Source organism: Streptomyces sp. CNQ085 (assembly GCF_022614595.1).
GTDB lineage: Bacteria > Actinomycetota > Actinomycetes > Streptomycetales > Streptomycetaceae > Streptomyces.
In genome coordinates, this window is the sequence record NZ_JAJFAU010000010.1 from 46,941 (window position 1) to 58,120 (window position 11,180).

10 protein-coding genes are annotated in these 11,180 nt (G+C 73.6%); 8 read left to right on the plus strand and 2 right to left on the minus strand.

From position 1 onward, the window contains the following. Positions 1-269 precede the first annotated feature (269 nt). Genes LJ221_RS03865 through LJ221_RS03875 form a run of 3 tightly spaced genes read left to right on the plus strand, consistent with a single transcriptional unit; the run spans position 270 to position 2,943 of the window. Positions 270-893, plus strand: a complete 624-nt coding sequence (locus LJ221_RS03865) for a DUF5819 family protein (RefSeq protein WP_374228373.1) — start codon at positions 270-272, stop codon at positions 891-893. Beyond that, on the plus strand, positions 890-2,275 hold the full coding sequence (locus LJ221_RS03870; RefSeq protein WP_374228374.1) for an HTTM domain-containing protein: 1,386 nt from the start codon (positions 890-892) through the stop codon (positions 2,273-2,275). Before LJ221_RS03865 ends, LJ221_RS03870 begins: the two co-directional genes overlap by 4 nt. After that, on the plus strand, positions 2,272-2,943 hold the full coding sequence (locus LJ221_RS03875) for a TrmH family RNA methyltransferase (protein ID WP_241713702.1): 672 nt from the start codon (positions 2,272-2,274) through the stop codon (positions 2,941-2,943). The genes LJ221_RS03870 and LJ221_RS03875 overlap by 4 nt, the downstream gene beginning before the upstream one ends. 118 nt (positions 2,944-3,061) lie before the next feature. On the opposite strand, the gene paaN is transcribed toward LJ221_RS03875, so the two are convergent. Then, positions 3,062-4,774 carry a phenylacetic acid degradation protein PaaN gene (gene paaN, locus LJ221_RS03880; protein ID WP_241713703.1) on the minus strand — a complete coding sequence of 571 codons (1,713 nt, stop codon included), beginning with the start codon at positions 4,772-4,774 and terminating at the stop codon, positions 3,062-3,064. Positions 4,775-4,949: 175 nt separating this feature from the next. Here paaN and LJ221_RS03885 point away from each other — a divergent pair, with 175 nt between their 5' ends. Beyond that, positions 4,950-5,606, plus strand: a complete 657-nt coding sequence (locus LJ221_RS03885; RefSeq protein WP_241713704.1) for a TetR/AcrR family transcriptional regulator — start codon at positions 4,950-4,952, stop codon at positions 5,604-5,606. A gap of 52 nt (positions 5,607-5,658) precedes the next feature. Here the strand turns inward: LJ221_RS03885 and LJ221_RS03890 are convergent, their stop codons facing one another. Beyond that, entirely contained in the window at positions 5,659-6,159 is a 501-nt protein-coding gene (locus LJ221_RS03890; RefSeq protein WP_241713705.1) for an Lrp/AsnC family transcriptional regulator, read from the minus strand. 177 nt (positions 6,160-6,336) lie between these two features. On the opposite strand from LJ221_RS03890, the gene pdhA reads away from it, so the two are divergent. The 4 genes from pdhA to LJ221_RS03910 all read left to right on the plus strand — a co-directional run bounded on the left by pdhA (position 6,337) and on the right by LJ221_RS03910 (position 11,028). Beyond that, positions 6,337-7,497, plus strand: coding sequence for a pyruvate dehydrogenase (acetyl-transferring) E1 component subunit alpha (pdhA, locus tag LJ221_RS03895; RefSeq protein WP_241713706.1), 1,161 nt, complete (start codon positions 6,337-6,339; stop codon positions 7,495-7,497). Positions 7,498-7,592: 95 nt separating this feature from the next. Then, entirely contained in the window at positions 7,593-8,618 is a 1,026-nt protein-coding gene (locus tag LJ221_RS03900) for an alpha-ketoacid dehydrogenase subunit beta (protein ID WP_241713727.1), read from the plus strand. Beyond that, the gene (locus tag LJ221_RS03905; RefSeq protein ID WP_241713708.1) at positions 8,618-10,048 is read left to right on the plus strand and encodes a dihydrolipoamide acetyltransferase family protein; all 1,431 of its coding nucleotides are present in this window, start codon (positions 8,618-8,620) and stop codon (positions 10,046-10,048) included. Before LJ221_RS03900 ends, LJ221_RS03905 begins: the two co-directional genes overlap by 1 nt. A 44-nt stretch (positions 10,049-10,092) precedes the next feature. Then, positions 10,093-11,028: an NTP transferase domain-containing protein gene (locus LJ221_RS03910; protein ID WP_241713710.1), complete on the plus strand. Its 936-nt coding sequence runs from the start codon at positions 10,093-10,095 to the stop codon at positions 11,026-11,028. Positions 11,029-11,180: the final 152 nt, after the last annotated feature.

An 11,180-nucleotide genomic window follows, 5' to 3' on the forward strand; every position in this document is an offset into this window, starting at 1 on the left:
CGAGGAACCAACCGACCGATCGTTCGGTTCAATGGTGGTCGTCCGGTCCCCAAGGTGTCAAGGCTGTGGATAACCTCGTAAGACCGCCGCGGACCGGGGCGGCCGCGGAGGAACGCGGCCGGTGTCGCGGGTCGCGGGAGCGGGGCCCGGCCGGGCCCGAGATCGGGGAGGGCATGGATCCACAGGCACAGCAGCGTCAGGAGGCGTCGTCGCCCCCGGCGGTGGACGGGGCACCCTCCGGGGAGCCTTCCGGCCGGACCCCGGGCGTGATGTCCCTCCCGCCCACGGCGCGGATCGCCGTGGCGGTGGCGCTGGGCGTCGTCACCGTGCTCACCGGTGTGCACCTGGCGATGGTCTTTCTGCACGTCGCGCCGGACAACACCCTCAGCAAGCAGTACGGTTCGACGATCTCGGACTACATCAACCCCGAGTTCGAGCAGAACTGGAAGCTGTTCGCCCCCAATCCGCTCCAGCAGAACGTCGCCGTCCACGCCCGCGCGGAGGTGGTGCGGCCGGACGGCGGACGCGAGCGGACCGGCTGGGTGGACCTGACGGCGATGGACATCGACGAGATCCGGGGCAATCCCTTCCCCAGCCACACCGACCAGAACGGGCTCCGCCGGGCCTGGGACTTCTTCACCGGCTCGCACGATGAGGAGAACCGGTCCACCGGGCTGCGCGGAGACCTCTCCGAGGAGTATCTGAGGCGGATCGTGATGTCACGGTTCGGACCCGAGCTGAACGGCGGCGAGATCCGGCGCGTGCAGGTGCGGTCGGCGACCACGCCGGTCGCGCCGCCGCCGTGGAGCGGTGAGAGCGCGGGCACCGAGACCACGTACCGGGTGTTGCCCTGGTGGCCGGTCGACCGCACGGACATCCCGGAGGACCAGTGACACAGCCCGAGAACGGCCCCTCCGTCCCCGCTCCGGCCGTCCCCGGCGCCCGACGGTCGCGGGAGCGCCCCTCCGGTACCGGGGAGCGCCCGCCCGCCGAGTCGCCCGCGGTACCGCACCGGCCGTGGCCGGTGCGCCTGTCGGCGAAGGCCGACGAGGCGATCGTGGGCGGCATCGTCCGGATCAGCGACCGGGCACTGGGCCCGTACCAGAGCGCGGTCGTCCGGATCGGTTTCTCCTTCACCTGGCTGGTCTTCCTGCTCTTCGAGTGGCCCCGCCGGCGCGAGCTGTACGGCCCGGACGGCCCGTGGAGCTGGGAGCTGGGCGAGCGGTTGGTGGCGGGCAACCACGCCTTCACGGTGCTTCTGTGGTCCGACAGCGGCGTCTGGTTCGAGGCCGTCTACGCCCTCGCCGTCCTCTCCTCCGCCGCGCTGCTGGTCGGATGGCGGACCAGGACCATGTCGGTGCTGTTCATGGTCGGTGTGCTGTCCCTGCAGAACCGCAGCGTCTTCATGGGCGACGGCGGCGACAACGTCATCCACCTGATGGCGATGTACCTGGTGCTCACCCGCTGCGGCCGGGTCTGGTCGCTCGACGCCCGCCGCGCCCGCCGCCGCGGTGCCGGGGGCGGGCGCGCGGCGGGCACCGATCTGGTCGGCGTCGCGCTGTGGTCGCTGCTCGGCGCCGTCCTGCTGGTGGCCACCGCGGGCGGCCGGCTGAGCTGGTTCGGCGACGACGGCCCGGTGCTCTACGTGGGCTGGGCCACCTTCCTGTGGGGCCTGTGGCTGGTTCACGGGCTGTGGTGGTACGTCACCCGCCCCGCTGACGGACGGGCCGGGCGGGAGGACCTCCGCCGGCTGATGGACGTCCTGGGCAACATCGTCCACAACGCCGTACTGCTGATCATCATGGCCGAGGTCTGCCTGATCTACGCGACCGCCGGCTGGTACAAGATCCAGGGCTCCCGCTGGCAGGACGGCACCGCCGTCTACTACCCCCTGCATCTGGACTACTTCTCCCCCTGGCCGGCCCTCGCCGAGGTACTGGGCAGCAGCGGCCTGATGGTCATGCTGCTCACCTACGGCACGGTGATCGCCCAGGTCGCCTTCCCCTTCACCCTCTTCAACCGCCGGGTGAAGAACGTGCTGCTCGCCGTGATGATGCTGGAGCACGCCTCCATCGCGGTCATCCTCGGCCTGCCCTTCTTCTCACTCGCCATGATCGCGGCCGACGCCGTGTTCCTGCCGACGGTCTTCCTGGTCTGGATCGGGGCCGGGGCGTCCCGGGCGGCCGGGCGGCTGCGCCGGGGCCGCCCGCGCGAGCCGGAGGAGGAAGCGGAACCGTCCGGGACCGGCGGCCCCACACGTACCCTCGTGGGGTGAGCGAGGGCGAGACGGAGAACCGACCGGTGCGGGACGAGCCCGTGCAGTACGACGAGGGCCACGGCACGGAGGTGGGCGTCGGCCCCCACCCCGAGCCGTGGCCGGCCGGTGAGCACTACGATCCGGAGCTGCTGGCCGGCGGCGACCGGCGCAACGTCGTGGACCGCTACCGCTACTGGACCCGGGAGGCGATCGTCGCCGATCTCGACACCCGGCGGCACGACTTCCATGTCGCGGTGGAGAACTGGAACCACGACTTCAACATCGGCAGTGTCGTACGCACTGCCAACGCCTTCCTGGCCAGGGGAGTCCACATCATCGGAAAACGCCGGTGGAACCGGCGCGGTGCGATGGTCACCGACCGGTACCAGCACATCACCCACCACCCGGACATGGCCGCGCTGACCGACTGGGCACGGACCGAGGGGCTGCCGGTCATCGGCATCGACAACCTCCCCGGCGCCGTCCCGCTGGAGACCACCGAGCTGCCCCGCCGCTGTGTGCTGCTCTTCGGCCAGGAGGGCCCGGGGCTGACGGAGGACGCGTGGAGGCACGCCGAACGCGTCTGTTCCATCGCCCAGTTCGGCTCGACCCGGTCCATCAACGCGGGCGCCGCGGCGGCCATCGCCATGCACGCCTGGATCCGTGCGCACGCCGACGTAGGCTGAGAACGGTCCGCCGGGCCCCTTCCCGGGAGCTCTTCCGGCCCGGGAGCCCTTCGCCCCGGGAGTTCACCGCGCGGCGGACCCCCGGGGCGAAGGGCCCCGGACCCCGGAGCGGAGGGCGTCAGGCCTGCCGGCGGACCTCCACCACGCGGAAGCGGCTCGCCACGAACGCCCCGTCGCACAGCGCGGCGTTGGCCGCCGGGTTGCCGCCGGAGCCGTGGAAGTCGGAGAACGCCGCGGTCTGGTTCACGTACACCCCGCCGGTGAGGTTCAGCGAGAGCTGGGCGCACTCCTCCAGGCATGCCTCCTCCACCAGGCGCTCCACCTCGGGCGAGGTGGTGTAGGCACCGACCGTCATCGCGCCCTTCTCCCGGACGGTGCGGCGCAGCAGCTCGACCGCCCCGGCCGTGGAGTCCACGGCGACGGCGAAGGAGACCGGCCCGAAGCACTCCGACATGCAGACCCCCTCCGACTCGGGCTTCGCCCCGTCCAGCCCGACGATCGCCGGGGTGCGGACCGTGGCCCCGGGGAACTCCGGGTGCTCCACCGAGCGCGAGGCCAGGATGGTCTCGCCCAGTTCCGGAGCCCCCTCCAGTCGCTCGCGGACCCCGGGGTTGACGATCGCGCCCAGCAGCGCCACCGCTCGCTGGTCGTCACCCAGCAGCTTGTCCACCGCGCCCGCCAGGTCGGCGGTGAACTCCTCGTAGGACTTGTGGCCCGCGTCCGTTTCGATGCCGCCGCGCGGGATCAGCAGATTCTGCGGGGTGGTGCACATCTGGCCGCTGTAGAGGGACAGGGAGAAGGCCAGATTGCCCAGCATGCCCCGGTAGTCGTCGGTGGAGTCCACGACGATCGTGTTGACACCGGCCTTCTCGGTGTAGACCTGGGCCTGGCGTGCGTTGGCCTCCAGCCAGTCACCGAAGGCGGCCGACCCCGTGTAGTCGATGATCCGGACCTCGGGGCGCAGGGCCAGCTCCTTGGCGATGCCCTCGCCGTCCCGCTCGGCGGCCAGCGCCACCGCGTTCGGGTCGAAGCCGGCCTCGGCGAGGACCTCGCGGGCGGCCCGCACTGTCAGCGCCAGCGGCAGGACCGCGCGCGGATGCGGCTTGACCAGCACCGGATTGCCCGTGGCCAGGGAGGCGAACAGGCCCGGGTAGCCGTTCCAGGTGGGGAAGGTGTTACAGCCGATCATCAGTGAGACGCCGCGCGGCACCGGCGTGAAATCCTTGGCCAGCTCCAGCGGATCCCGCCTGCCCTGCGGCTTGGACCACCGGGCCGAGGCCGGGGTGCGGGTCTGCTCGGCGTAGGCGTACGCCACCGCCTCCAGGCCGCGGTCCTGGGCGTGAGGCCCGCCGGCCTGCATCGCCATCAGGTACGCCTGTCCGCTGGTGTGCATCACCGCGTGGGCGAACTCGTGGGTGCGCGCGTTGATCCGGGCCAGGATCTCCAGGCACACCAGCGCCCTCGTCTCCGGCCCCGCGTCCCGCCAGGCGGGGAGCGCGGCGCGCATCGCGGGCAGCAGTGCCTCGATGCCGGCGTGCGGGTACTCCACGCCCAGCTCGACGCCGTACGGCGACACCTCACCGCCCACCCAGCCGTCGGTGCCGGGCTGGTCCAGCTCGAAGCGGCGGCCCAGCAGGGCGTCGAACGCGGCCTTCCCCCCGGCGGGGCCGAGCGTGCCGTGCTCCTCGCCGTACGCCTTGGGGTGCTCCGGGTACGGGGACCAGTACTCCCTGGTGCTGATCGCCTCCACCGCCCGCCGGAGCGTCGGGCGGTGCTTCTCCGCGAGCCCCTCCGGGGTCAGCGGCGGAGCCTGGGTGGGTGCGGCGGCCATCGGGGACCAACTCCTCGTCGAGCGGGCGGGCGGGGGCGGTGCCGTACAGACGGCGCCCAGGCGGTCCGTGGAAGGCACGCGGGCCGCCGTGCGCGGCGGACGGACAGGAAGATACTGCTACCGAACGGTCGGTCGGGGCAAGAGGGGCAGGCCGTCTGTGGATAACATCGAGGCCATGCCAGTCGAGCCGCCAGTCGAGCCGCCAGTCGAGCCGTCGGCCAAACCGTCGGCCAAGTCGCCGGCCAAGTCGCCGGGGCGCGACACCTACACGCCCGAGTCGCTTCTCGCGGTGGCCGTGGAGGTGTTCAACGAGCGCGGTTACGACGGCACCTCGATGGAGCACCTCTCCCGCGCGGCGGGTATCTCCAAGTCCTCCATCTACCACCACGTGCGGGGCAAGGAGGAGCTGCTGCGCCGGGCGATAGCCCGCGCGCTCGACGGCCTCTTCGCCATCCTGGACGAGCCGGACGCCGGCCGGGGGCGGGCGATCGAGCGGCTGGAGCACGTCACCCGCCGCACCGCCGAGGTGCTGACGGCCGAGCTGCCCTACGTCACCCTGCTGTTGCGGGTGCGGGGCAACACCCGTACCGAACGCTGGGCGATGGAGCGCCGCCGGGAGTTCGACCACCGGGTGGCAGGGCTGCTGAAGGCCGCCGCCGCCGAGGGCGACATCCGCTCGGACCTCGACGCCCGGCTGGCCACACGGCTGCTCTTCGGGATGATCAATTCCATCGTGGAGTGGTACCGCCCGCAGCCCGGGGACGCCGCGGACCGCGAGCGGGTCGCCGACTCGGTGGTGCGGCTGGCCTTCGAGGGGCTGCGCAGGCAGTAGCGGAGGAGGAGCCGAGGGACGGGAGGCGGGGGCGGGCCGACTCGCTCGCCGCTCACGGCTCGGGTTCCAGGTCGGTCTCCTCGAAGACCAGCAGGGTGCGGGTGCTCAGCACCTCCGGCATCGCCTGTATCCGGGTGAGCACCAGCTCCCGCAGCGCCCGGTTGTCGGCCGTGTGCACCAGCAGCAGCACATCGAAGTCGCCGCTGACCAGCGCGATGTGAGCGGCGCCCGGCAGCGCCTGGAGCTTCTCGCGCACCGCGCGCCAGGAGTTCTGAACGATCTTCAAGGTGATGTACGCCGACGCGCCCTGACCGGCGCGCTCGTGGTCCACCCGGGCCGTGAAGCCGCGTATCACCCCGTCCTCGACGAGGCGGTTGATCCGGGCGTACGCGTTCGCCCGTGACACGTGCACCCGTTCGGCGACCGACCGTATCGAGGCGCGCCCGTCCAGTTGCAGCATCCGCAGGATGGACCGGTCGACGGGATCGAGCGGTCTGGCGGGCGGCCGGTTCTCGTCTTCCGGCGCCTCGGGGACCATCTGTTCTTCCGGCATGGCCTGCCGCCTCCCCTCCATGGACGTCCTGCCGACATCCCACGCGGTGCGGAACCGTTTGTCCACAGGGTGGTGCCACCCGTAGCCAAAATGCGCCGGCGACCGAACAATCGGTAGGGGGTTCGCCGGATCCGGTGCGGCTCCCCGCCCGCAGATGCCCTCACCAGGAGGTGCCGCATGACAGTCCTGGAGCAGCCAGGCGCATACCGCCCCGCGCCGCCGCCCGCCTGGCAGCCACGCACGGACCCCGTGCCGCTGCTGCCGGACTCCGAGCCGTACCGGCTGCTGGGCACCGGGGCCGGTCTCGACCCCGGCCTGCTCAGGACGCTCTACGCGCAACTGGTGAGGGGCCGCCGCTACAACCGGCAGGCCACCGCGCTCACCAGGCAGGGCAGGCTCGCCGTCTACCCCTCCTCCACCGGGCAGGAGGCGTGCGAGGTGGCCGCGGCCCTGGTGCTCCGGGAGCGGGACTGGCTCTTCCCCAGCTACCGCGACACCCTCGCCGCCGTCGCCCGCGGCATGGACCCGGCCGATGCGCTGGGTCTGCTGCGCGGCGACTGGCACACCGGCTACGACCCGTACGAACACCGGGTCGCCCCGCTGTCCACCCCGCTGGCCACCCACCTGCCGCACGCCGTCGGGCTCGCCCACGCCGCCAGGCTCAAGGGCGACGACGTGGTGGCGTTGGCCATGGTCGGCGACGGCGGCACCAGTGAGGGCGACTTCCACGAGGCGCTGAACTTCGCCGCCGTCTGGCGCACCCCGACGGTCTTCCTCGTGCAGAACAACGGCTTCGCGATCTCCGTCCCCCTGGCCAAGCAGACCGCCGCGCCCTCGCTGGCCCACAAGGCCGTCGGCTACGGCGTCCCCGGCCGGCTGGTCGACGGCAACGACGCCGCGGCCGTCCACCGGGTCCTGACCGAGGCCGTCGAGCGCGCCCGGCGCGGTGAGGGACCCACCCTCGTGGAGGCCGTGACCTACCGGGTCGACGCCCACACCAACGCCGACGACGCCACCCGCTACCGCGACGACGACGAGGTCGGGGCATGGCTCGAACACGACCCCGTTGCGCTGCTGGAGCGCGAGCTGACCGAGCGCGGCCTGTTCGACGACGCGACACGCGACGGGGCGCACGAGGAGGCCGAGGAGATGGCCGCACGGCTGCGCGAGGCGATGAACGAGGATCCGGTGCTCGACCCGGCTGACCTCTTCGACCACGTCTACGCGGAGAAGACCACGCAGCTCGGGGAGCAGGCCGCACAGCTGCGCGCCGAGCTGGACGCGGAGAACGACGGACAGGACGGGGCCGCCGGGCACGCAGCGGGAGGCGGGCGATGACCACCGTGACCACGGGCAAGAGCGCGGGCAGGGCGGACGGGAAGGCCCGGGGCGGGGCGGAAGCCGGTTCCGGAGCCGCCCTCAAGCCCGCCACCATGGCCCAGGCTCTCAACCGCGCGATGCGCGACGCCATGGCCGAGGACCCGTCGGTGCACGTGCTCGGCGAGGACGTCGGCACGCTCGGCGGTGTCTTCCGCGTCACCGACGGCCTGACCGCCGAGTTCGGCGAGGACCGCTGCACCGACACCCCGCTGGCCGAGGCCGGCATCCTGGGGTCGGCCGTCGGCATGGCCATGTACGGGCTGCGGCCGGTGGTGGAGATGCAGTTCGACGCCTTCGCCTACCCGGCCTTCGAACAACTCCTCAGCCATGTCGCCAAGATGCGCAACCGCACGCGCGGCGCGATGCCGCTGCCCATCACGGTCCGGGTGCCCTACGGCGGCGGGATCGGCGGTGTGGAGCACCACAGCGACTCCTCCGAGGCGTACTACATGGCCACCCCCGGCCTGCACGTGGTGACCCCGGCGACGGTGGCCGACGCCTACGGGCTGCTGCGGGCCGCCATCGCCTCCGACGATCCGGTGGTCTTCCTGGAGCCCAAGCGGCTGTACTGGTCGAAGGCCGCCTGGTCGCCGCGGGAGCCGGAGGCAGTCGAGCCCATCGGCCGCGCCCTGGTCCGCCGCACGGGGACGTCCGCCACACTGGTCACCTACGGCCCGTCGGTGCCCGTCTGCCTGGAGGCGGCCGAGGCCGCTCGCGAGGAGGGTCGGGAACTGGAGGTCGTCGATCTGCGCTCCCTGGTCCCCTTCGACGACGAGACGGTCTGCGCGTCGGTGCGGCGCACCGGGCGGGCCGTGGTCGTCCACGAGTCGTCCGGTTTCGGCGGTCCCGGCGGCGAGATCGCGGCCCGGATCACCGAGCGCTGCTTCCACCACCTGGAGGCGCCGGTGCTGCGGGTGGCCGGATTCGACATCCCCTACCCGCCGCCGATGCTGGAGCGTCACCACCTGCCCGGAGTGGACCGGGTCCTGGACGCCGTCGCCCGGCTCCAGTGGGAGTCGGACTGGACCGAGCGGCCCGAGGCGTTCGGCGTGGCGGGGATGACCGGGGGTGGCCGCTGATGGCCGAGGTCCGCGAGTTCGCCCTGCCCGATCTGGGCGAGGGGCTGACGGAGGCCGAGATCGTCCGCTGGCTGGTGTCCGTCGGCGACGTCGTCGCCGTCGACCAGCCGGTGGTGGAGGTCGAGACGGCCAAGGCGATGGTCGAGGTGCCGTGCCCGTACGGCGGTGTGGTCACCGCCCGGTTCGGGGAGGAGGGCGCCGAGGTCCCCGTCGGCGCACCGCTGGTGGCGGTGGCCGTCGGAGCGTCCGCCGGTACGGCGGGCGCTCCGGCCGCACCGGCGGAGGGGGGGGGGGGGGGGGGGGGGGGGGGGGGGGGGGATCCGGCCGGCACCTCGGAGAAGTCCGGGAACGTCCTGGTGGGATACGGCACCGGCGGACCCACCGCCCGCCGCCGCCGGGTCCGCCCGGCGAACGGCGTGCCCGCGCCGCATCCAGCCGCCGTGCCCGTCGCGCCGGCCCCGGAGCCATCCGCGCCCACGGCGTCCGGCCGGTCCGCCGCGCCTGTGGAGACGCCCTCCGCCGAGGGGCCCGTCCCGGTGATCTCACCGCTGGTCCGCCGGCTCGCGCGGGAGCACGGGATCGACCTGCGGCGGATCGCCGGCTCCGGCCCGCAGGGGCTGATCCTGCGCGCCGACGTCGAGTGCGCGGTGGCGGCGGCCCGGACCGTGCCCGCCTCCGCCGACGGAGCCGCCGCGCCGGCGCCCGCACCCCTGCCCGCGCCCGTGTCCGCCGACGCCATCGCGCACGGCGAGCGGATCCCGCTGCGCGGGCTGCGCGGTACGGTCGCCGACAAGCTCTCCACCTCCCGGCGCGAGATCCCCGACGCCACGTGCTGGGTGGACGCCGACGCCACCGAACTGCTCGCCGCCCGGCGGGCGATGAACGCCGCGGGGCCGAAGATCTCCCTGATGGCGGTCCTCGCCCGGATCTGCACGGCCGCCCTCGCCCGCTTTCCCGAGCTGAACGCGACGGTGGACACGGCCGCGCGCGAGATCGTCCGGCTGCCCGGGATCCACCTGGGCTTCGCCGCGCAGACCGACCGCGGACTCGTGGTCCCCGTCGTACGCGACGCCCACGACCGCAACGCGGCCGAGCTGTCCGAGGAGATCGCCCGGCTGACCGAGTCCGCCCGTGCGGGGAGGCTGACGCCCGCCGAGCTGACCGGCGGCACCTTCACCCTCAACAACTACGGGGTGTTCGGAGTGGACGGCTCGACTCCGATCATCAACCACCCCGAGGCGGCGATGCTCGGAGTGGGCCGCGTCATCCCCAGACCGTGGGTCCACGAGGGCGAGCTGGCGGTGCGTCAGGTCGTGCAGCTGTCCTGCACCTTCGACCACCGGGTGTGCGACGGCGGTACGGCGGGCGGCTTCCTGCGGTACGTGGCGGACTGCGTCGAACACCCGGCGGTACTGCTGCGCACCCTGTGACGCCCCCCGGCCCGGGCCCGGGCAGAGGGGGTCACACTCGGGGTATGACGCATGTGTACGAGGCCGTCGTCATCGCCGGCGGCGCCGCACGCCGACTCGGCGGGACGGACAAGCCCGCCCTCACGGTCGGGGGCCGGACGCTGCTCGACCGGGTGCTGGACGCCTGCGCGGACGCGGCGCGGACGGTGGTCGTCGGCCCGCGCAGGCCGACAGCCCGGCCGGTGGACTGGACGCGCGAGGAGCCGCCCGGGGGAGGGCCGCTGGCGGCCCTCGACGCCGGACTGCGGCGTACCGGGAGCGAGACGGTGCTGGTGCTCTCCGCCGATCTGCCGTTCCTGACCTCCGCCACCGTGCGGGTGCTGCTGGACGCCCTGTGCGCCGCACACGGCGCGGGGCCCGGCCCCGAAGACCCCGACGGGCCCACCGGCCCCGACGGGGCGATCGTGGACGACGGGCGCGCCCAGCCCCTCCTGGGCGCCTACCGCGCCGAGTCCCTCCGCCGCGAGCTGGCCCTGCTCGCCGCCGAGTACGGACATCCGGCGAACCTTCCCCTGCGGCTGCTCACCGACGAACTCGCGCTGCGCCGTGTCGTCCCCGCACGCCCCGAGGAGGCCCGCGACTGCGACACCTGGGAGGAACTCTCCTCGGCCCGCTCGCGGATCAGGGAGCATGGACGTGTGCTGAACGAATGGATGACCGCGGCCAAGGCCGAACTCGGTATCGACCTCGACGTCGACACCGCCGCCCTCCTCGACCTCGCGCGGGACGCCGCGCACGGCGTGGCCCGGCCCGCCGCCCCGCTGACGACCTTCCTCGTCGGGTACGCGGCGGCGCGTGCGGGCGGGGGCCCCGAGGACGTGGCCGGGGCCGCGCGCAAGGCCGCCGAACTGGCCCGGCGCTGGGCCGCGGAGGCGGAGGGAAGGGAGCGGGCCGGCGGGAGCGGGGAGCCCCGCGGCGGAGAGGGAACGGACGCCGGATGAGCGGTGACGAACTGGCCGACGCCCTCGCCCTGGCCAACGGCCGCGGTGACGCCGGTGACGCCGGTGACGGCGCGTACGGCGACGCGTACGGCGCCGCCCGCCGTGACGCGCGCGACACCGGGCACGGTGACGGCCGGTCCGGGGGGCGGGGC

Bases quoted from the DNA above. Each gene is read 5' to 3' on its own strand.
- LJ221_RS03905 (WP_241713708.1), top strand. From the start codon at position 8,618: ATGGCCGAGGTCCGCGAGTTCGCCCTGCCCGATCTGGGCGAGGGGCTG.
- paaN (WP_241713703.1), bottom strand. From the start codon at position 4,774: ATGGCCGCCGCACCCACCCAGGCTCCGCCGCTGACCCCGGAGGGGCTC.
- LJ221_RS03900 (WP_241713727.1), top strand. From the start codon at position 7,593: ATGGCCCAGGCTCTCAACCGCGCGATGCGCGACGCCATGGCCGAGGAC.
- LJ221_RS03890 (WP_241713705.1), bottom strand. From the start codon at position 6,159: ATGCCGGAAGAACAGATGGTCCCCGAGGCGCCGGAAGACGAGAACCGG.
- LJ221_RS03865 (WP_374228373.1), top strand. From the start codon at position 270: ATGTCCCTCCCGCCCACGGCGCGGATCGCCGTGGCGGTGGCGCTGGGC.
- LJ221_RS03910 (WP_241713710.1), top strand. From the start codon at position 10,093: ATGACGCATGTGTACGAGGCCGTCGTCATCGCCGGCGGCGCCGCACGC.
- LJ221_RS03885 (WP_241713704.1), top strand. From the start codon at position 4,950: ATGCCAGTCGAGCCGCCAGTCGAGCCGCCAGTCGAGCCGTCGGCCAAA.
- pdhA (WP_241713706.1), top strand. From the start codon at position 6,337: ATGACAGTCCTGGAGCAGCCAGGCGCATACCGCCCCGCGCCGCCGCCC.